Below are 19,320 nucleotides of genomic sequence, written 5' to 3' on the forward strand. Positions count from 1 at the left end.
GAGACGGTCCGCCAAACCGTCTCTGCGTACAACTTACTTGGGTGGGTCCCTCCTACGAAGATTGACTATGCAGTTTGGGAAACACCCGCAGGCGCCAACCTGTGGCGGGTTAGTCTCGTTTCTTAATCATCACTGACACAATACTTATCATGACTGTAATAAGTGTAAGGATGAATACTCCAAAGCTTATGACATCTTGAAACGAGTACATTTCATCACCTCCTTTAAAGGAGGGATGCACCACCACAAGTTGAGTTGTACAAGCAGATTATACCACATTTACCTTTAATAGTCGCCGAATTGGCGGCTTTTTATTTTGGATATCATTCGGTTACGATCTGCTTCGCTTCAATTGTTCTGTTTGCTTGGCGAGGATCTTGGCGGATCGTCCGAGGTAGTCGAGGATCAGTTGGAGCTCTTCAGCGTTGTAACGGGAATAGAGTTCAGTCATCGCTTCGACGAGGGGAGCAAATACTTCACGAAGCGGTTCCAGGTGTTGGTGCACTAGTTCAACATAGACGATCCGCATATCGCTAGGATCCTTCACACGGCGTATAAACCCAGCTTTCTCCAAGCGATTGATCACGTTGGTAATAGCACCTGTCGTCAGTCCCGTGAGATCAGCCAGTTGCCCGGCGGTTGCGCGCCCCATCCCGAGCACGATATCCAGACATTTATGATCCGTTATATTCAATCCCAGATACTTGGCTACTGCCTGGTGGAAGAAGACAGTCTGTGTGGACAGTTCCTTGGAAGCATGCTGCAGTGAGGTGTACAGGGTGTGCAGTTCTTCTAAGTTTTTTTGACGATTCATGTAACATCCCTCGTTTACCTTGATCATGAGTATACGGGTAATGGGCGGTTCAACATCAGCTAAAGCTAAGCTCGCTATCAACTCGATCAAAGTCCAGGATCCAATTCAGACCAGAGTCGGTACCAAAAGCAGCTTTATAACTATAATATAGTATGCAAATGAAGATCGTCATCCGCATATATCTTAATTATTAAGATATATGAACGGCCACAGGTACGCAAACTTCTATCTTTAACAACCTTCGATGCCAAAACCTAAGGTATAACTTCATCGCAGCAACAGAAGTTCCCCATATTAGCAATCCCATAGGATCAATAAGGGTTTATATCTTAATTTTTAAGATAAGTTACAAGACTAATTTTAAGGAGGAGCACAACATGAGTCAAAAAAGAGCACTAATCATCGGCTGTGGAATTGCCGGTCCTGCTGTTGCGATCTTTCTAAAGCGGGCTGGGTATGATCCGTGCATTTATGAAGCGAAGGAGGTTCACAATGATTACACAGGCTTGTTTCTTAATGTGGCACGCAATGGAATGAGAGTCTTAGCTGAACTGGGAGTGGATGAGCAGATCCGCAGAGAAGGCATCGAGATGCGCGCCATGAGCTTTCACAGCAGCAACGGAAAATATCTCGGTACGATTGGCGAGCGATCTGGAGAACCGCAAGGGTATACGGTTAAGAGAGGATTTCCGCATCAAGTGCTGCGCGAAGCGGCACTGCGGGAAGGGATTCCGGTCGAATTCGGCAGGAAACTCGTTCATATGCAGATGACTGATCGTCAAGTCACAGCATTTTTTGAGGATGGAACATCCGCGAAAGGTGACTTCCTAGTTGGCTGCGACGCATTCATTCGCGCACTCGCAAGCTGCTCATGCCGAGCACCGTGGAGCCCGAATATACGGGGTTAATCAGCTTCGGCGGTTTTGCGCGCGGCGTTCAAGTTCCGCATGAACCCGGCACCCAGCATATGATCTTTGGCAAAAGAGCGTTCTTCGGCTATCTGGTCAGAGCGGACGGAGAGATCTTCTGGTTCGGCAATCATGATTATCCGGGTAAACCGACGAGACAAGAACTGCAATCGATCCCCCAAAGAGAGTGGCGCCGCCAATTGAATGAGCTGTATCACGATGAACAACCGCATGTCATGAATATCATCCGGGCAACGCAGGGCGACATCGGCGTCTACCCGATCTATGACATGATCTCTGCTCCTGCATGGTACAGAGATTCAGCAGTATTGATCGGCGATGCGATTCACGCCGTTTCACCCAACGCAGGTTAAGGGGCTTCGTTGGCGCTGGAAGACGCTCTGGAACTCGCCAGATGCCTCCGGGATCTCGGCGGCGTGGAGGAGGCCTTCCGGACATTTGAACTGCTGCGCCGGGAGCAGGTGGAGAAGATCGTCGAATATTCGCGAAGCATCGGCCAGCGTAAGCATGCGAAGAATCCTGTGCAGGTGTTTTTTCGCGATTTGATGCTGCCCTTTTTCCTGAAGCAAGCCAACCATCAATCCCCGGAGTGGTTATATGACTATCGTGTGAATTGGAATGACAAGGTCACTGTATAGAGTATAGCCAGGTTTGTAGAAGTTTCCAGACATATCTATTTCTCGACTAAGTTGGTTCAGACGTATCGGTCTGGGCCTCTTTTTATGCAAGCAAGAAAGTCTCATATTTAGTACTTTACACTATTCGTCGTCGAGAGGAGCATGCCAATAGTTCATTTTTTATTCTCCCATTCAGATGAAACGTATTAACACTGTTCATGAGCCAAGAATTTACTTAAACGGGTTAATCTCTCGAGCATCTTGATCGTAATAAGTCAGTTCCGCTGGAAAAGTCTTTTTTAGATTTTTAGGCAGCTGCACGTATTTTAAGTACAAATCTTCTGAGGATACATCTGCTGTAAAACTGAAATCCTCGTAATATAGGTCAACTTTAATATGGTCAATTTTTAACCCGGGATTTTTCCCATACAATATAGCGTACTTCCCATGATTCGTCTTTATCGTTTTATAGGACGTAATATTTGTTCCATACCCAGAGCTGTTCATTTTAAATTTGTCATTCCAACCTTTCATGAGATGGGCGTAACCGACATTTCCATTCTCTAATTGGAATAACAGCATATAAGAATTTGTGTTGTCTATTTGCACCAGGTCTGCGGTTCTTAGTCCATTGAATTCCGAATCATCATACACCCATTCCTTTAGAACAGATTCTATTGCTGTGCGTTCATTCTCAATATTGTATTGTCTAAAATAGTTAAACAAATAAACACAGCCAACAACCAAGATCAATATAGATACATAAATCCCTTTTCTAACCCCTTTGTTCAAAGTCAGACCCTCCCCCAAAACCATGATCAGCGTTCACTATGTTAACTTAGATAACCTGAGTTTAACATATTTTCCGTGAATATTTCCATTCTGTGGATTAAGTCAATTCGATTGCGATCTGCTCAAGGCCGCGAAGCAGTGATGACGTTTCCCTTCGATACATTTCAGAACAAATGTTTTCATTTCTCCTAACAAGGTATATAATAAAATGGAAAACATGTCAATACGGAGGGAATCTCTTGGAAAGGATTGAAAGGATCCAAAAGCGTATGATGCATCACTTACGCGTCTTGGCTTCTGAGATCGGTGCAAGGCCGATTGGCACGGAAGGGAATCGAGCAGCATCGGCATATATCGAAGGCGTGTTCAGAGGAGCAGGTCTGGAGGTGGAAACCCAATCCTTTGAAGTTCCAGCTTGGAGCAGTGAAGGTGCATATCTGACGATTCATGGAGAACGATTGAGCGTGCAGAGCAACACATTTACGGCACCGTGTGACGTTGCCGCGGAGATATTCCCGATCTGCACGATGGAACAGCTGGAATCATCCTATGATCTGACGAACAAGATCGCGCTGCTGTATGGGGAGTTAACCAAAGAACCTTGGGTACCCAAGGGATTTACCATCCCGCGGCTGTGATCACCGTTGGTACGCAGACCGAAAACGACCTTCCGATCATTCGTGATTGGGACTTCCCTATTCCATCCGTTACTGTCACTCCAGAAGTCGGTTTGCTCCTCCTAACCAACCGCGAATCGACCTCCGTACAGCTAACCATCCACAGTTCTATCCAACCTGGGAGCACGAACAACATCATCGGCAGACTGGCAGGCCGCAGAGAGGACAAAATCATCCTCACCGCCCATTATGATACGGTATTTGGGACAAGCGGCGCCTTTGACAATGCTTCCGGCATATGCGTACTTCTGACGATCGCCGAGTATATGGCTGAGCGGCATCATCATGATCCCGGCTTGGAATTCATCGCATTCAGTTCAGAAGAGTATCTTGGCCTTGGTGATCAAATCTATGTCAGCCGTTATGCCGATCAATTTGACAGGGTGCTGGCAGCAATGAATTTTGACGGCATAGGTCAAACCGTTGGCACCAACAATCTCACGCTGATGGCTGGTTCCGAGGAATTCCTGGATGAGGTCAAAGCGATCAAAGCTAATCACCCATCGATCCAATGGACGGATCCCTGGTATGAAAGCAATCATTATACCTTCTTCTCTCGCGGTGTCCCCAGCATTCCCTTCAGTTGCAGCGGCGTTCAGAACCTGCTGCATACGAGAGAAGACCGAGTGGAATGGATTAGTCCGGCCAAATGTTATGAAGTGTATAAACTTGCCCTGGAGCTCATAGAGATGTTGCAAGACAAAACACCTGAATGGACCAGGGGACGGACGGGAGGGAGAACATGAAGAGAACCATGGGTATGATCATCATTTTTTTCATGTTGGTTTGGCTCTGCGGCTGTTCTCTAGGCGGTCGAATGCATTCGATTCCCAAGGAACTGTCTCTAGTCAAGGAAACGGAGCATGCACTGTTCTATGTGCGGGATACGGATGAGGATTACCGTGACATGATTGAGATCTTATCCGCCGCATTTGAGGAGCATTATGATCGAATTACGGAGATGTTGAGGTTCGAACCGCCGGAGAAGACAGTCGTCTGGATCTATACGGATAAGAAACAGTATCAGGAGATGATCGGCAGGGATACGGAAGGAACTTATGATGCCGCGGATCGGCGCATCAAAGTGTATACCCCGAGCGACTTGAGCCAGACCCACGTGCGCAAAGCCTTTACGGATCAATTGATTCATGAATTTGTACATGCTGTGATCCAGCAGAAGAATCCGATCATCGGTCATGTGAAGTGGCTGGATGAAGGCACGGCTTACTACGTTTCCATGCAGCTCCAGGATGAATTACGGTCGGGGAAGAGAGTTGGAGACCCCTTTCCGGGCCTGGAGAAGTTGGAGGAAAGTGAGTTGTATTTTGAAGAGGCGGGCGGGGAAGCGTATTATTTTTCCGGCTTAATCGTCCAGTTCATCTATGAAACATATGGTGAAGAGGCTTTTCATGAAATCCTTGAAGACCCGGAAGCCCTAGAGTCGATATTAGGAATATCCATCCCTGAATTATACGAGGAATGGAAGGCCTATGTATTGGAACTTTATAAGGATTTGATCTAACAACAGAAGCGCCGGATTCAGCGGGTGACGAGCTGCGTCGGTATGCCAGCAGCATCATCAACCCGTGCGAATCCGGCACTGGAAAAGGGGTCTTATTTTTTCTTAACGGTAATTTTCCAGACGGCATCGTCCAATTGTTCGAATTCCGTTACCTCATGCCCTTCATCCGCAGCCCAGGAGGGGATCGATTCGGTAGCTTGCGTGCAGTCGAAGAGGATCTCCAGCTCGTCGCCGGAGCTGAGCTCCTGGATCGCCTCTTTGGCTTCAATCAGCGGAAAGGGGCAAACTTTACCGATGGATTCGAGCGTTTTTCTCATAGCAATCTCTCCTTATCAAACTTTATTGTCTGCAGCCTCTATAGGCTGTTTATGTTCGTAAATCCGTTCGGCTCATATCAGTTGGGTCCATCTTATCAGGCTGTCGCTGCTTTGCCCTGAACGGCAGTGCGCAGTTTGGCAGGACGGATGAAGATGAAGTAGGAAGCCGTCCAAGTGCCAAGGATCATGAACAGCAATGCAATCCAGCCGGACCAAGTCATCATAGCCGTCATCACCAAGCCGTTGCCGATGGAGCAGCCGCCGCCGATGCTGGCGCCGAATCCCATCAGCAGACCGCCTGCTGCACTGCGAACGCAGGTTTGCGCATCCGGCACGCGAACGCGGAACTCATTGCTGGCTTTGGCGGCAATGAAAGAACCAGCGAAGATCCCGAGTACCAAGAATACGCCCCAATTGATGAAGCTGCTGTCATTGGTGACCAGATATTGCAAGACGTTCGCCGATGGCGTTGTGATGCCGAGACCAAATACACGGCCCGTTGCTGCGCTGACCGGCCAAGCGATCATGGCGATAATTCCGATCAGAACAGCGGTGAAATAAGGATGCCATCTTCTTTCGAACAGCTGATGGGCAAGACCGGTTTTCTTCGGTTTCGGCTGAACGACTTTGCGGCGCGGTTTCTTCGATTCACGGTACAGGATGATGCCGACGATCAGGGTCAGTAATGCGACGAAAAACCAGACATTGACGCCGAAGGTGTCAGCGATTGAATCCGTACCGACGGTATGGCTTCGTACGCTGCTCGTGAAGCTGCCCAGCGGACCGGTTCTCATCATCGCTGCCGAGAGCATATAGGTGAAGAGAGCGATCCAGCTTCCGACCAAGCCCTCGCCAGCCCGGTACCAAGTGCCTGTTGCACACCCGCCGGCCAGGACGATGCCGATCCCGAAGATATAACTGCCGGCTATGGTCGCCCATAGAGGCAAGCTGCCTGCTGTATATTCGAATACACCGAATTGGATTAAAGCAAAAACGCCGATGCTTTGTACAGCGATGGCGATGAGCAAAGCATAGAACATCCGGTTGTTCTTGGCGATGTACATATCGCGGAACCCGCCGGTCAGGCAGAATCGGCCGCGCTGCATGACGAAACCGAGCAGTGCGCCGACGATCAGCCCGGATATGACCATATACAACATGTTGACCACTCCTTAAATGATAGATGATCCTAATTCATAGTTAAACAGTATGATTACTTGAGATAGTCAACATTATATAGGCAAGTCGTCGCAAAATCAACTAGATTTTTCGACATATTTCTTCGGAAAGAACTGGATAAATGAATTGGTTGTAAATAAAACGAGCAACCTCAGTTGCAAGAGATTGCTCGCAGGGTTCGGGCGCGATGGAAAGGATCACTCATCGACATGTTCTGATCGCTCCTTAAAGTCTGTGTAATAGGTATATTGTTAAGTCATAGGCTTGAACAATTCGGTATTGAAATTTTGCAGCAATATACTCATTGTACGATGATTGGTGGACATAGACTAGTTTGATTGTTTTTTGATCCCAGGGTGAGGACGGGGAAAGCGTTTGCAAAAGAATCTGCCGTAAAAAATCACCGTTTCATGAAATTTGCTGTTGCTAGCGGTGAATCAATGGTGTATATTTATTCAGTAAATACATCGAGTGATGCATAAAACATCAGAGGGAGAGTATAATTATGAAAAAATTAGCATGGGGTGTCTTGGCTGTCATCATGGCCGTTGTATTGGCGGGATGCGGCGCAGGGAACAATACAAACGGTACGGCAGCAACTGGAGTAAAAGTCATCGAAATTCCGATGACGCAGGAAGAATATGCGTTCGGAGTAGATAAGAATCAGCCGGAACTGCTTGAAGCGGTGAATGAATTCATCGCGCAGATTCAGGCTGACGGCACATTGGATGAGATCCTGAATAACTACTTCGGCGACGGCGAACCGCAGGCCGTGGAATCCGCCGAACTGGACAACAGCAAGGATCAGCTGGTCGTAGCGACGAATGCGGCCTTTGAACCGTTCGAATATACGAAGGGCGACAAGTATTACGGCGTGGATATGGAGATCGCGGCGAAGCTCGCCGAATATCTCGGCAAAGAGCTGGTCATCAGCAACATGGACTTCGATGCCGTCGTGCTGGCTGTCGGTCAAGGCAAGGCCGATATCGGCATGGCTGGGCTGACGGTGAAGGAAGATCGCAAGCAGTATGTGAACTTCACGAACAAATATTATGATGCGGCGCAGACCCTCATCGTCAAAGCTTCCGATACCCGTTTCGATGACGCGAAGACAGCAGAAGATGTTGAAGCGATCTTAGCGGGGCTGGGCAGTGATACGAAGATCGGCTTCCAGACGGGAACCACGGCGCAATTCTATGTGGAAGGCGATGAGGAATGGGGCTTCAGCGGTTTTGACGTGCAGGGCGTCGGTTATCGTTCGGGATCACTGGCGGTTCAGGATATGCTGAACGGCAACATCGATCTCGTCATCATCGATGAAGCACCGGCCAAATTCATCGTAGAAGCGATCAATGAATTGAACTAAGATTGGAACGAAACATAGATCCAGTTTATCGATAACAAACTACGCGATACTCCGCTGCCCGGCGGAGTATTGCAAATTTATAGGAGCGTATCATGGGAAATTTCGACAAAAAATTAGAACGGTTCTGGGAGGTATTCATCGAGCACGGCGGCTATGTCAAGGTGTTGACCGGACTGCAGAACACCTTGATCATCGCCGTGTTAGGGCTGGCGATCGGGATCTTGATCGGCACGATCATCGCGATCATCAGAGTCTATCCCAAATACAGTCGATTGTCGAAGATATTAAACGGCATCTGCGTATTCTATGTGGGGTTGTTCCGAGGAACGCCGATCGTCGTGCAGCTGCTGCTGGCGTACTATGTCATCCTGCCGCTTATCGGTATGAATCTGCCGGCACTGCAAGTGTGTGTGATCGTCTTCGGTCTGAACAGCGCAGCATATGTATCGGAGATCATGCGGAGCGGAATCCTGTCCGTCGATCCCGGTCAGATGGAAGCGGGGCGGGCCCTCGGCTTGAACTACCGAGTAACGATGCTGAAGGTCGTCGTGCCGCAAGCTGTGAAGAATATCCTGCCGACCCTCGGCAATGAATTCATCGCTTTGATCAAGGAGACATCCGTGGTGAGCTTCGTCGGCGCTGCGGATCTCTACGTGGCCTTTAACTACATCGGTACGAACAGCTACGAATTCATGGTGCCGTACCTCGTGATGGCCCTGATCTATATCGTGCTTGTGGCGATCGCTGCGCTGCTCATCAAGCTGATGGAAAGGAGCCTGAGAAAAAGTGATCGACGTAATTGATCTAAGGAAGAGCTACGGCAAAGTCGAAGTCCTAAAAGGGATCACCACGTCCATCAAGCAAGGTGAGAAGATCGCGATCATCGGCCCGTCGGGAAGCGGCAAGAGCACATTCCTGCGCTGTCTCAACTGCATGGAGGATCCGACCAGCGGCTCGATAATCTTCAATGGGCAGGACATCGCGGATATGCGGGTGGATATCAACGTGCATCGCCGGCAGATGGGGATGGTATTCCAGCATTTCAACCTTTTTCATAACAAAACGGTCCTCGAGAACATCATGCTCGCGCCTGTCTATCTAGGAATCCAGGATCTCCGCAAACAGAAGACGGCGAACGCCATGCTTCGGGTACGGAATCTGTTCAGCAAGAACAAGAAGCCGCTCCATCCGATCACGACGACGGAAGCTAAGATCAAGGCCGAGGCCAAAGAGCGGGCGATGAGTCTGCTCCGGAGGATCGGGCTGGAGGATAAGGCGCATGTCTATCCCTCCACGCTGTCCGGCGGTCAGAAACAGAGAATCGCGATCATCCGTGCCCTGGCCATGAACCCGAAGGTGATCCTGTTCGACGAACCGACATCGGCGCTGGACCCGGAGATGGTGGGCGAAGTGCTCGATCTGATCAAACAACTGGCGGATGAAGGGATGACGATGGTTATCGTCACCCATGAGATGGGATTCGCGAGAGAGGTGGCAACGCGGGTGATCTTCATGAATGAAGGGCAGATCGTCGAAGATGATACGCCGGAGCGAATCTTTACGAACCCGCAGCATCCGCGGACCAAGGAGTTTTTGTCTAAGGTGCTATAATATTAAGGCAGAAAAATAAATCCCTTACGTGTATTGCATCGACCGATCAGCACGTAAGGGATTTTCGTATTGCTTCATTCCATATCCTTATGATTCGCCAGCTTCGGAGCTTCCTTCGGGAAGACGGTATAGCTGAAGCTGATCAGGAAATCAATCGCCAGGATCAGCGACCAGACCATAACCGTTCGATAAAGGGTATAGGTAGCAGGAAATAGTTCCTTAAGAGGTGCCGTGGACGAATGAGAGATCTGGCGGATGAATTCCGTGACGCCGTGCACACCGTCGACCATCAGGATCATCGCAGCCAAGATGGCACAGCCGATCAGCCATGCAAGGGCATGCTGATACCAGCCGATGCGCTCCTCTCTAGCCCGTTCAGCCCCATAGACGGCACGTTTGACCGGCTTCTCGCCGCCGGCGAAGCGGTATTCGAATTGGCGGTCTGCCCAGCGGACCATCTTCTTCCCGTAGACCACGCTGACCCCGAGATAGATGGCAGCCAGTCCGTGGTAGAGGTTGGCCTCGGCGCCGTTACGCAGATCGATGACCGTAGCCGTGAGCAAGACGAGGTCGGTCAGGGGCGTACAGATGAGCAGGATCGCACTTAACCTTGGCATCTTAAGGATATATCTGGTGAACAGCCCCGCTAGGATAAAGGCCCAGAATCCGATCTCACACGCGATGATAAGCAAACCGATCATCTCCGTCACCTCCTTCAAAAAACTGATCCGATGAAATGATTCGCGGATTTATTTAACATAATCTTATTTAGCACAACCGTACTAAATCATACATCATATCTTTTTGTAATACAAGTGTGTTAAAATAAAAATATGCCTAAAATCGTTGATCATGAATTGAGAAAAATACGCATCGCAGAAGCCGCGTGGAAAGTCATCGTTCAGTCGGGGATGGAGCATGCGACGGTGAGAAAGATCGCGAAGGAATCCGGTCTCTCCGTCGGCTCGCTGAGGTATTATTTCCCCACGCAGGCTGAACTGCTGCTCTTCTCGATGGAACTCGTCTCGGAACGGGTGAAGGAGAGGATCCATGCTCATCTGCATCAGCCCAAAGCCGATCCGCTGACAGCGATCAAGGATGTGATCGGCGAGATGCTGCCTTTGGATGACGAGCGACGGGTAGAAACGGAGGTGTGGTTTGTTTTTTCCGCTAAGGCCCTCGTCGATCTTCGGCTGCGACAGTTGAATGAGCAAGTTTATACGGAGATGAGCAATGCTTTCAAACGAGTGATCCAGTTCTTGCAGCAAGTCGGCTTAGTGAGGGCGGACTTGCAAGCGGAGCGGGAAGCGAAGCGATTGCATGCCCTGGTAGACGGCTTAGCCCTCCATCATCTGATGCATCCGGAGAAGCTGACGAAGCAAGCGATCATCGATATCCTGCAGCATCATCTTCGCACACTTCAAACATAGAATGAGGTTGTAGTTCGTACAGGCAGATCATTCAGGAGGGATGGATAGATGGCTTATCAAACGATCAAAGGTGTTCGTGTCTGGGGGACGCCCGACGAAGGGGCGCTTGCGCAAGCGATCCGCTGTGCGGAACACGGGAATGTGGTGCAAACCCTGTTGATGGCAGATCATCATAAAGGCTACAGCCAGCCGATCGGCGGAGTGGTCGTCTATGACGGCCAGATCTCTCCTACGGGCGTCGGCTACGATATCGCCTGCGGCAACAAAGCGGTGCGCACGCTGCTTCATGTGGATGAGATCAGGTCGAGATTGCCGCAGATCATGGATGAGATCGCGGCTGCGATCTCTTTTGGCATTGGTCGCATCAACAAGGAGAAGGTGGATCACGAGCTCTTCGATGATCCCGATTGGGCGGTATACAGATCCATCGGCAAGAAAGTGCATGACAAGCTGAAGAAGCTGGCCAGCGAGCAGCTTGGCACCGTGGGCAGCGGCAACCATTTCGTCGATCTGTTCGAAGAAGTCGGGACGGGCCGGGTATGGGTGGCGAATCACTTCGGCAGCAGGGGCTTCGGGCACAGAACGGCGAGCGGCTTTATCAATCTGGCATCGGGCAGGGATTTCCTGGCCGACGCTCCCGGTGAGAGCATGGACCAAGCCCCCGTACTGCTGGATCTCGACAGCGAGCTGGGGGATATGTATTACCGCGCGATGAAGCTGGCAGGGCGTTATGCTTATGCCGGCAGGGATTATGTGATGCAGCAGGTCCTGTCCATCCTGGGGACTACGGCGGACATGGAAGTGCACAATCATCATAATTTTGCTTGGATAGAAGAACATAACGGCCGCGAGGTCGTTGTTGTGCGTAAGGGAGCTACGCCTTCCGCCCCCGGGCAGCTGAGCTTCATCGGCGGCAGCATGGGGGATATCTCCGTGATCGTGAAGGGCAAGGACAGCGAGGAGAATCGGGATGCCTATTACAGCACGGTTCACGGAGCTGGACGGATCATGAGCCGGACGCAGGCGGCAGGCAAGATGAATTGGAAGACGCGCCGCCGCAGCGGGGGACAGATCAGCACCGAGCAGATGCTTAAGGCCGTTAAGGAATATGGCGTTGAGCTGCGAGGTGCGGGGACCGATGAGAGTCCCTTCGTCTATCGCAAATTGCAGGAAGTGCTGGATGCCCATGCGGAGACGATCGAGGTTCTGCATGTGCTGAAGCCGATCGGCGTCTGCATGGCAGGGCCGGACGAGTTTGATCCTTATAAGGATTGATCTATTGGATCACGGGAGGGGCTGTCCAGGATGTCAGCCATGACGACTGGCGGGGCAGTCCCATTTTGTTTTGTAGGAATTCTGTTTATCCGTGCACGCAGTTGAGCCGACAGGAACTGTCGATTCGCGCGCAGTTCTGGTCTCGACACGGCGGAGTCAACAGGAACTGTCGATTCGCGCACAGTTCTGGTCTCACCGCGCTGAGTCGACAATAATTATCGTCTCACGCGCCGTTACTGCCTCAACACAGCCGAATCGACAAAATCTGTCGTCTCACACGCCAGTCCCGCCTCTACGCACCCTGAATCAATAATCATTGTTGTCACACACTGAATCAGTAAAAAAAACACGCCTATGGGCGTGCTAAATTGCATCGAAGAGTGGTCATGATAACTAATGATGTTGTTGATCAACTTTCGTAATGGCTCACTTTCAGATTAGGTGTTGGCTTCTTCCACGGATTTGCCGAGGAATGCTTGCAGCATCCAGATCTGCTTGTCCAGATAGCTCTTATATTGAAGAAGCATATCTTCCAGGACGGGTTTATCCTGCTCTACAGCCAAGTTAATCGCATGTACAGCGGCATCCCGCGTCAATTGGAAGTCGGCGACGATATTAGCCACCATCTGCTCTGCAGAAATATTCTCGTCCTCGGTGCTTTCCTTCACCAAAGCATGCTTTAGGTTTTGTTCCGTCGTCGAGTAAGGTCTGGTTCCCATGGCCAGCAAGGTTTCGGCCAGATCATCGTACCACTGCGCAGCGTCGTTGTAGAGTTCTTCGAACTTGCTGTGCAAGGTTTCGAAGTGAGGCCCTTTCACATACCAGTGATATTGGTGAAGCTTCGTCCATAGTACAGCGAGATTTGCCACAAGCTGATTCGCGAGATCCTCTGCCTTAGGCTGTTCGCGGTCCAGCCCTTCCCGTTCTGCGCTTGGTGCATTCGTCATTTTCTTCAACCTCCTTTGCTATAGTAACCTTTATTATAGAAGGAAGAAGCACAAAAGGAAATGATTTTCGTCAATAATTGCCAATTCAGCGCGTTAAGGCGATGAACGTCTCTATGCTTGTCTTCATTGCATTCATCGGCAGGACTGGCAGGACTTTCGGTGCAGTCTTGTGCTATGATGGTGACGGAAGGTAAAGGAGGGATCGGCTGGAGTGAGATGTGGTGAAAGAAAATATCGCGTGATCCATGAATGCGGCGATGAGCGGAAAGTCGTCGTGGTTACCGCTCGAACTCCGGCGGAAGCCCGGAAGAAGTTCCGCATGACCTATGGTTCGGAGGGACAGATTATATCCGTAACCCGGGTATAAGGGGCAGATCGTTACATATTAAGATCCAATTGGATTAAGATCCATACGGAAACCCATCAGAAGACCCAAAAATCCGGTAGGCGGCGTGAATGATCAAATCATCGAAATATCATAAGATAACGAATCTTCTAAAGAGGTGAATTAACAGTGAAGTACAGAAGATTGGGCAAGACGAATCTAAAGGTATCTGTAGTCGGTGTGGGGACATGGCAATTCGGCGGTGACTGGGGGAAGGACTTCGAGCAGCGTGAAGTGGATGCCATCCTCAATCGGGCCAAAGAACTCGGCATCAACCTGATCGATACGGCGGAATGTTACGGGCCTCACCATCTGTCCGAGTCCCTGATCGGTGATTATCTGTCGCGGGATCGGCGGGAAGACTGGGTCATCGCTACGAAGTTCGGACACCGCTGGCATGATCAATGGGAGAATGCTTGGGATCCGCAGAGTGTGCTGACGGAGTTCGAAGCCTCCTTGCGCGCGCTGCGCACCGATTATGTCGACCTGCTCCAATTCCACTCGGGCTCCGATGAGGTCTTCGACAACGATGACCTGTGGACGATGCTGGACAAGCAGGTGCAGGCGGGCAAAGTCCGATACCTCGGCATCTCGATCGGCGCGAACGACAACATCTATCAGACGAGCAGGGCGACAGAGGTCGGGGCAAGTGCGATTCAAGTCGTCTACAACCGCTTGGATCAGAAGCCGGAAGAAGAAGTGTTCCCATCCTGCATCGAGCAGGATCTTGGCGTCTTGGCCAGGGTGCCGCTGGCAAGCGGTTATCTAACGGGGAAGTATAAACCCGGCGCTGTCTTCACGGACAATGTCCGCAAACACCACAAGCGGGAAGAGATCGATGAGAAATTGAGATTGGTGCAGCAGATCCAAGAGCAGGAAGTGCCGGAGGGCACGCCGATGGCGGAATGGGCCCTTGCTTGGTGCTTGCAGCATCCAGCGGTCACCTGTGTGATCCCCGGCTGCAAGAGCGTCGAGCAAGTCGAGATGAATGCCCGCGCCGCTGCCTTGGATCTCGTGCGGGATGATCATCCAAGCGCTTGGCGTGACTAAGGAGAGACAGAGACGGTGCCGTGAATCAAGACGTAAGTTCAGACGCACGGCGGGCCGATGATAAGCAGCTAGAAGTTGGAGAGCGTATCACGGCCCGGCGGGCGGGTGCCCAGCAAGCTGAGATAGTAACAAGCCAAGGCGATCGCCACGGAGAGCAGGACGCTGGGCAGCAGCGCCATGCCGCTGTTCTGGAGGTACGTGAAGACCAGTTGACCGCAGATCGCCATGAACAGCATGCAGACGATGGTGGAGATGGAACGACGTAATTCGATATAGAAGCCGATCGCCTTCGATACGGAGAAAAGATTCAGGATCATCTCGACGAGGAAGCCGATGCCGATGGCGAAGGCGACGCCCTCGATGCCCAGACGGCTGCCGAAGATGAGGATGCCGACGGTTCTGATCGCCATGGAGATGGTGAAATTCCACATCGCTGCGTTGGCGCGGCCAAGCCCCAGCAGGATGGCATGCAGCGGCCCGTCAAAATACTGCAAGAAGAAAAAAGGCGCCAAGATCTTCAGCAAACCGCCCGCTTCCGGGCTGTTATAGATCAGTGAGGTGAGCGGCGCCGCCCATTCAAAGAGGATAATCGTACTCGGCGCACCGACGAAGAGCGCGATGCGCATCGCCTGCTCCATCGTGCGATGCATGAGCAGGCTGTTGCGCTGCGCATTGGCTTCACTGATGGCCGGGATCAATGCCGTGGACAAAGAATGCGTGATGAAACTGGGCAGGAACAGCAGGGGCAGGGCATATCCTGCGAGCTGTCCAAACTGTTCCGCAGCAAGCGATGCTCCTACACCGGCAAGACTCAAGCTGAAGGTAACCAGCAGCGGCTGTACAGCCCCATACAGGGAATGGACGAATCCCTGGCCCGTCGTCGGCAGCCCGATCGCTAAGAGTTCAGCAAGGGTCTCGCGCCCCCTATGCAGCGCTTGTCGGAAGGTGAGAACCTTCGGCTGTCTCGCTCGGTCGATGCGGAATCGCAAGGAAAGGAAGGTCAAGCTCGTGATCTCGCTGAACACCGAAGCGGCCATGGCCCCCGCCGCCGCATACTCGATGCCGTAGGGCAGGAGCAAGTTGACGAGGATGAGGATGGCACCGATATTGGCGATATTCTCGAAGATATCGGAGATGCCGATCGTCTTCATCAGCTGTTTGCCGCGGAAGTAGCCCTTGAGGACGGCGGACATGGCGATGATCGGCGAGATCGGCGTGATCGCGAGCATCGCATAGTAAGCGCGCTGGTCGGCTAACAGGAAGGCTGCGATATATTTGGAACACAGCAGGGAGATCGTCGTCAGCGTGATGCCGAGGGTGCCGGTGATGAGCAGGGAGACGACGAGGATCCGTTTCGTCTTCGCATGGTCTCCGCGCACTTCGGCTTCGGCTACAAGCTTCGAGATCGCCACGGGCAGCCCTAGCTCAGTCAACGTGATGATGAGCGGAATGAGGGGCTGCGCCATCATCAATAAGCCGATGCCTTCTGCGCCTAACAAGCGCGACAGGAAGATGAGGCTGATGAAACCCAGGATTCGCGTAACGAATGCTGAAGCGGATAATATGAAAGCGCCGTGTAAGAAAGATTGTTTACCCATCCGTGATCCTTCGCGTCCTCTCAAGAGAATGTGTTAAAGTGAATTTCCTTCCCTTCCTATCTCTATTCACTTGATCGTTGTTGTATGAGAACAAGCTGCGACAAGCATAGGAAATCAAATTCAAGTCAGTATGAAGTCCTGGAACAATGGCTATGCTAGTGATGGTTCGCCCGTCACTTTAAAAGAACGAAACATCAGCCATATATGCAATAAATGTAATTATAACAACACACTATTAAAGCGCTCTAAATCGAATTGTCAATAAATAGACAAATAAAAAACCTTAATGCATTTGACTTTTCAAATTAGAATTAGTATAAATAAATACAGAGCCAATTATAATAATTAATATAAATTAGGAGGAGAGAAAGTATGACGCAGCAATTGCAGCCAACGGTATCTAGACCATTAGTAGGCAGCAAAGTACTTCCTTTCAAAGCACAAGCATTCCAAAAGGACAAAGGTTTCATCGAAGTTACAGACCAAGATCTACTGGGCAAGTGGAGTGTAATCTGCTTCTATCCGGCAGACTTCACATTCGTGTGCCCGACAGAGCTTGAAGATCTGCAGGAGCATTATGCTGAGCTTAAGAAGCTTGGTGTCGAAGTGTACTCCGTATCCACGGACACTCACTTTGTACACAAAGCATGGCACGACGCTTCTGAAGCAATCAGCAAGGTAGAATACATCATGATCGGCGACCCGTCGCATACAATCTCCCGCAACTTCCAAGTGCTCGATGAAGAAACTGGACTTGCACAACGCGGCACCTTCATCATCGATCCGGACGGCGTGATCCAAGCAGTTGAGATCAACGCAGACGGTATCGGCCGTGACGCAAGCACACTGATCGGCAAGATCAAAGCAGCTCAATACGTACGTGAACATCCTGGCGAAGTATGCCCGGCTAAGTGGCAAGAAACTGGAGAAACCCTGAAGCCAAGCCTGGATCTTGTAGGTAAAATCTAAGGACACAACTAAGGAGCACTGATCACATCATGAAATTAGACGCGGACATTAGAGCACAACTTCAGCAGTACCTCCAGTTGATGGAAGGCGATGTTGTGATCAAGGTCAGCGCCGGTTCCGACGATGTGTCCAAAGACATGCTGGCTCTGCTGGATGAGCTGACCAGCATGTCTTCCCGCATCAAAGTCGAACAGGCGCAGCTGCCCCGCACGCCAAGCTTCAGCGTGAATCGTCCGGGCGAGGACACGGGTGTCGTGTTCGCCGGCGTTCCGCTGGGCCATGAGTTCACCTCGCTGGTACTGGCCCTCCTCCAAGTGAGCGGACGCCCGCCGAAGGCCGAGGAATCGGTGATCAAGCGGATCCGGGAGCTCGAAGGAGAGTACCACTTCGAAACTTACGTCAGCCTGTCCTGCAATAACTGCCCGGATGTCGTCCAAGCGCTCAACATGATGAGCGTTCTGAATCCGAGGATCACCCATACGATGATCGATGGGGCGGCGTTTAGAGACGAAGTGGAGAGCAAAGAGATCATGGCTGTACCGACGGTCTATCTGAACGGCGAGTTCTTCGAGAGCGGCCGCATGACTGTAGAGGATATTCTGAACAAGCTCGGAGCTTCCGTAAGTGCTGAAGAGTTCGCGAACAAAGACCCTTACGATGTACTCGTCGTCGGCGCCGGCCCGGCGGGTACGAGCGCAGCGATCTATGCGGCGCGCAAGGGGATCCGCACCGGTCTGATAGCAGAGCGCTTCGGCGGTCAAGTGAATGATACGCTGAGCATCGAGAACTTGATCAGCGTGAAGCACACGGAGGGTCCCAAGCTGGCAACGGCTCTGGAAGAGCATGCGAAGGAATATCCGATTGATATCATGAAGTCTGTGCGTGCAGCGAAGCTCGAGAAGAAGGATCTCATCGAGGTCACACTGGATAACGGAGCCGTTCTCAAGAGCAAGACCGTGGTGATCGCCACGGGAGCACGCTGGCGGAATCTCAATGTGCCGGGTGAACAGGAGTTCAAGAACAAGGGTGTGGCATACTGCCCGCACTGCGACGGCCCATTGTTCGCCGGCAAACAAGTCGCGGTCGTCGGCGGGGGCAACTCCGGTGTCGAAGCGGCGATCGACCTCGCGGGTGTTGCTTCTCACGTCACCCTCTTCGAGTTCATGCCGGAGTTGAAGGCAGACCAAGTGCTGCAGGACCGCCTGTACAGCCTGCCTAACGTCACCGTTCATAAGAACGCGCAAGTGAAGGAGATCACCGGCAGCAGCAAGATGGAGGGGATCACCTACATCGATCGCGAGACCGGTGAAGAGCATCACCTGCCGATGGACGGCGTGTTCGTCCAGATCGGTCTCGTGCCGAATACCGAGTGGCTGGAGGGCGTGCTGGAACGCAACCGCATGGGTGAGATCATCGTCGATGAACGCGGCGCGACCAGCATTCCCGGCGTATTCGCGGCAGGGGATTGCACGAACAGCCCTTATAAGCAGATCATCATCTCGATGGGCTCCGGTGCGACAGCTGCACTCAGTGCCTTTGATCATATCATCCGCAATTGATGGCTTCGCAGGAGCAGAAGGTCCGACCTTTAACAGGTCGGGCCTTTTTGCGTATATTTTGCAAGGAGCGGCAATGTGAACTTTGGTCGAATATGGTATGATTCTAACGTAGGTATGTTGAACGATTGATCGGATCTATAGGATCAGAGCGATCGCATCAGCTTGATTAGAATTGATCGAAGAAAGGATGATACATAGATGGAGATTCCTGTCTTACTCTATCATGTGGTAAAACCAGTGCCGGACCCAAACAATGATTATCAACCTAGATTTCGAAAGTCCA

General features: G+C 51.2%; 22 protein-coding genes. 15 read left to right on the top strand and 7 right to left on the bottom strand.

The features are described from left to right. Positions 1-331: 331 nt before the first annotated feature. Positions 332-814, bottom strand: coding sequence for a MarR family winged helix-turn-helix transcriptional regulator (locus PRECH8_RS08845; protein WP_200966739.1), 483 nt, complete (start codon positions 812-814; stop codon positions 332-334). Positions 815-1,191: 377 nt separating this feature from the next. Between PRECH8_RS08845 and PRECH8_RS14500 the strand changes: the two genes are divergently transcribed. From PRECH8_RS14500 to PRECH8_RS14510, 3 genes are read left to right on the top strand one after another with little or no spacing between them, the layout of a single operon-like run. Further along, positions 1,192-1,722, top strand: coding sequence for an FAD-dependent oxidoreductase (locus PRECH8_RS14500; RefSeq protein ID WP_242457499.1), 531 nt, complete (start codon positions 1,192-1,194; stop codon positions 1,720-1,722). Continuing rightward, positions 1,698-2,096 (top strand): hypothetical protein, encoded by a 399-nt coding sequence (locus PRECH8_RS14505; protein ID WP_242457500.1) that lies wholly within the window; start codon positions 1,698-1,700, stop codon positions 2,094-2,096. The genes PRECH8_RS14500 and PRECH8_RS14505 overlap by 25 nt, the downstream gene beginning before the upstream one ends. Before the next feature lie 9 nt (positions 2,097-2,105). Then, positions 2,106-2,381, top strand: a complete 276-nt coding sequence (locus PRECH8_RS14510; RefSeq protein WP_242457501.1) for an FAD-dependent oxidoreductase — start codon at positions 2,106-2,108, stop codon at positions 2,379-2,381. Between the two features lie 210 nt (positions 2,382-2,591). Here the strand turns inward: PRECH8_RS14510 and PRECH8_RS08855 are convergent, their stop codons facing one another. Further along, positions 2,592-3,152, bottom strand: a complete 561-nt coding sequence (locus PRECH8_RS08855; protein ID WP_200966740.1) for a hypothetical protein — start codon at positions 3,150-3,152, stop codon at positions 2,592-2,594. A gap of 269 nt (positions 3,153-3,421) precedes the next feature. On the opposite strand from PRECH8_RS08855, the gene PRECH8_RS08860 reads away from it, so the two are divergent. The 3 genes from PRECH8_RS08860 to PRECH8_RS08870 are packed head-to-tail and all read left to right on the top strand — an operon-like array spanning position 3,422 to position 5,351. Next, complete coding sequence (locus PRECH8_RS08860) at positions 3,422-3,790, top strand: hypothetical protein (RefSeq protein WP_200966741.1); 369 nt, start codon at positions 3,422-3,424, stop codon at positions 3,788-3,790. Next, the gene (locus tag PRECH8_RS08865; protein WP_200966742.1) at positions 3,754-4,575 is read left to right on the top strand and encodes a M28 family metallopeptidase; all 822 of its coding nucleotides are present in this window, start codon (positions 3,754-3,756) and stop codon (positions 4,573-4,575) included. The genes PRECH8_RS08860 and PRECH8_RS08865 overlap by 37 nt, the downstream gene beginning before the upstream one ends. Further along, positions 4,572-5,351 carry a gluzincin family metallopeptidase gene (locus tag PRECH8_RS08870; protein ID WP_200966743.1) on the top strand — a complete coding sequence of 260 codons (780 nt, stop codon included), beginning with the start codon at positions 4,572-4,574 and terminating at the stop codon, positions 5,349-5,351. The genes PRECH8_RS08865 and PRECH8_RS08870 overlap by 4 nt, the downstream gene beginning before the upstream one ends. 92 nt (positions 5,352-5,443) lie before the next feature. Here the strand turns inward: PRECH8_RS08870 and PRECH8_RS08875 are convergent, their stop codons facing one another. Both PRECH8_RS08875 and PRECH8_RS08880 read right to left on the bottom strand, forming a co-directional pair. Then, positions 5,444-5,668 carry a sulfurtransferase TusA family protein gene (locus tag PRECH8_RS08875; RefSeq protein WP_200966744.1) on the bottom strand — a complete coding sequence of 75 codons (225 nt, stop codon included), beginning with the start codon at positions 5,666-5,668 and terminating at the stop codon, positions 5,444-5,446. Between the two features lie 95 nt (positions 5,669-5,763). Continuing rightward, positions 5,764-6,828 (bottom strand): YeeE/YedE family protein, encoded by a 1,065-nt coding sequence (locus PRECH8_RS08880; RefSeq protein WP_200966745.1) that lies wholly within the window; start codon positions 6,826-6,828, stop codon positions 5,764-5,766. 524 nt (positions 6,829-7,352) lie between these two features. Here PRECH8_RS08880 and PRECH8_RS08885 point away from each other — a divergent pair. The 3 genes from PRECH8_RS08885 to PRECH8_RS08895 all read left to right on the top strand — a co-directional run bounded on the left by PRECH8_RS08885 (position 7,353) and on the right by PRECH8_RS08895 (position 9,824). Next, the gene (locus PRECH8_RS08885) at positions 7,353-8,213 is read left to right on the top strand and encodes a transporter substrate-binding domain-containing protein (protein ID WP_200966746.1); all 861 of its coding nucleotides are present in this window, start codon (positions 7,353-7,355) and stop codon (positions 8,211-8,213) included. A 92-nt stretch (positions 8,214-8,305) separates the two neighbouring features. Next, positions 8,306-9,016 carry an amino acid ABC transporter permease gene (locus PRECH8_RS08890; RefSeq protein ID WP_200966747.1) on the top strand — a complete coding sequence of 237 codons (711 nt, stop codon included), beginning with the start codon at positions 8,306-8,308 and terminating at the stop codon, positions 9,014-9,016. Then, positions 9,000-9,824: an amino acid ABC transporter ATP-binding protein gene (locus PRECH8_RS08895; RefSeq protein ID WP_200966748.1), complete on the top strand. Its 825-nt coding sequence runs from the start codon at positions 9,000-9,002 to the stop codon at positions 9,822-9,824. The genes PRECH8_RS08890 and PRECH8_RS08895 overlap by 17 nt, the downstream gene beginning before the upstream one ends. Before the next feature lie 74 nt (positions 9,825-9,898). On the opposite strand, the gene PRECH8_RS08900 is transcribed toward PRECH8_RS08895, so the two are convergent. Further along, entirely contained in the window at positions 9,899-10,525 is a 627-nt protein-coding gene (locus PRECH8_RS08900) for a hypothetical protein (RefSeq protein ID WP_200966749.1), read from the bottom strand. Positions 10,526-10,657: 132 nt separating this feature from the next. Between PRECH8_RS08900 and PRECH8_RS08905 the strand changes: the two genes are divergently transcribed. Then, positions 10,658-11,254, top strand: coding sequence for a TetR/AcrR family transcriptional regulator (locus PRECH8_RS08905; protein ID WP_200966750.1), 597 nt, complete (start codon positions 10,658-10,660; stop codon positions 11,252-11,254). Between the two features lie 48 nt (positions 11,255-11,302). After that, positions 11,303-12,529: an RtcB family protein gene (locus tag PRECH8_RS08910; RefSeq protein ID WP_200966751.1), complete on the top strand. Its 1,227-nt coding sequence runs from the start codon at positions 11,303-11,305 to the stop codon at positions 12,527-12,529. 437 nt (positions 12,530-12,966) lie between these two features. On the opposite strand, the gene PRECH8_RS08915 is transcribed toward PRECH8_RS08910, so the two are convergent. Beyond that, positions 12,967-13,476, bottom strand: coding sequence for a Dps family protein (locus tag PRECH8_RS08915; protein ID WP_200966752.1), 510 nt, complete (start codon positions 13,474-13,476; stop codon positions 12,967-12,969). A gap of 211 nt (positions 13,477-13,687) precedes the next feature. On the opposite strand from PRECH8_RS08915, the gene PRECH8_RS08920 reads away from it, so the two are divergent. Further along, complete coding sequence (locus tag PRECH8_RS08920; RefSeq protein ID WP_200966753.1) at positions 13,688-13,843, top strand: hypothetical protein; 156 nt, start codon at positions 13,688-13,690, stop codon at positions 13,841-13,843. Between the two features lie 147 nt (positions 13,844-13,990). Beyond that, complete coding sequence (locus tag PRECH8_RS08925; protein WP_200966754.1) at positions 13,991-14,911, top strand: aldo/keto reductase; 921 nt, start codon at positions 13,991-13,993, stop codon at positions 14,909-14,911. A gap of 68 nt (positions 14,912-14,979) precedes the next feature. Here the strand turns inward: PRECH8_RS08925 and spoVB are convergent, their stop codons facing one another. Continuing rightward, positions 14,980-16,509, bottom strand: a complete 1,530-nt coding sequence (gene spoVB, locus PRECH8_RS08930; RefSeq protein WP_200966755.1) for a stage V sporulation protein B — start codon at positions 16,507-16,509, stop codon at positions 14,980-14,982. A 372-nt stretch (positions 16,510-16,881) separates the two neighbouring features. On the opposite strand from spoVB, the gene ahpC reads away from it, so the two are divergent. Beyond that, positions 16,882-17,478 carry an alkyl hydroperoxide reductase subunit C gene (ahpC, locus tag PRECH8_RS08935; protein WP_200966756.1) on the top strand — a complete coding sequence of 199 codons (597 nt, stop codon included), beginning with the start codon at positions 16,882-16,884 and terminating at the stop codon, positions 17,476-17,478. Positions 17,479-17,507: 29 nt separating this feature from the next. Beyond that, positions 17,508-19,037 carry an alkyl hydroperoxide reductase subunit F gene (gene ahpF, locus PRECH8_RS08940; protein ID WP_200966757.1) on the top strand — a complete coding sequence of 510 codons (1,530 nt, stop codon included), beginning with the start codon at positions 17,508-17,510 and terminating at the stop codon, positions 19,035-19,037. Positions 19,038-19,320: the final 283 nt, after the last annotated feature.

The organism is Insulibacter thermoxylanivorax (assembly GCF_015472005.1).
Taxonomy (GTDB): domain Bacteria; phylum Bacillota; class Bacilli; order Paenibacillales; family DA-C8; genus Insulibacter; species Insulibacter thermoxylanivorax.

What these genes read in the sequence shown, in the direction of transcription:
- ahpC (WP_200966756.1), top strand. Translation starts at nt 16,882, where the DNA reads ATGACGCAGCAATTGCAGCCAACGGTATCTAGACCATTAGTAGGCAGC.
- PRECH8_RS08875 (WP_200966744.1), bottom strand. Translation starts at nt 5,668, where the DNA reads ATGAGAAAAACGCTCGAATCCATCGGTAAAGTTTGCCCCTTTCCGCTG.
- PRECH8_RS14500 (WP_242457499.1), top strand. Translation starts at nt 1,192, where the DNA reads ATGAGTCAAAAAAGAGCACTAATCATCGGCTGTGGAATTGCCGGTCCT.
- PRECH8_RS08885 (WP_200966746.1), top strand. Translation starts at nt 7,353, where the DNA reads ATGAAAAAATTAGCATGGGGTGTCTTGGCTGTCATCATGGCCGTTGTA.
- PRECH8_RS08845 (WP_200966739.1), bottom strand. Translation starts at nt 814, where the DNA reads ATGAATCGTCAAAAAAACTTAGAAGAACTGCACACCCTGTACACCTCA.
- PRECH8_RS08905 (WP_200966750.1), top strand. Translation starts at nt 10,658, where the DNA reads ATGCCTAAAATCGTTGATCATGAATTGAGAAAAATACGCATCGCAGAA.
- spoVB (WP_200966755.1), bottom strand. Translation starts at nt 16,509, where the DNA reads ATGGGTAAACAATCTTTCTTACACGGCGCTTTCATATTATCCGCTTCA.
- ahpF (WP_200966757.1), top strand. Translation starts at nt 17,508, where the DNA reads ATGAAATTAGACGCGGACATTAGAGCACAACTTCAGCAGTACCTCCAG.
- PRECH8_RS08915 (WP_200966752.1), bottom strand. Translation starts at nt 13,476, where the DNA reads ATGACGAATGCACCAAGCGCAGAACGGGAAGGGCTGGACCGCGAACAG.
- PRECH8_RS08900 (WP_200966749.1), bottom strand. Translation starts at nt 10,525, where the DNA reads ATGATCGGTTTGCTTATCATCGCGTGTGAGATCGGATTCTGGGCCTTT.
- PRECH8_RS08860 (WP_200966741.1), top strand. Translation starts at nt 3,422, where the DNA reads ATGATGCATCACTTACGCGTCTTGGCTTCTGAGATCGGTGCAAGGCCG.
- PRECH8_RS08880 (WP_200966745.1), bottom strand. Translation starts at nt 6,828, where the DNA reads ATGTTGTATATGGTCATATCCGGGCTGATCGTCGGCGCACTGCTCGGT.
- PRECH8_RS08870 (WP_200966743.1), top strand. Translation starts at nt 4,572, where the DNA reads ATGAAGAGAACCATGGGTATGATCATCATTTTTTTCATGTTGGTTTGG.
- PRECH8_RS08890 (WP_200966747.1), top strand. Translation starts at nt 8,306, where the DNA reads ATGGGAAATTTCGACAAAAAATTAGAACGGTTCTGGGAGGTATTCATC.
- PRECH8_RS08910 (WP_200966751.1), top strand. Translation starts at nt 11,303, where the DNA reads ATGGCTTATCAAACGATCAAAGGTGTTCGTGTCTGGGGGACGCCCGAC.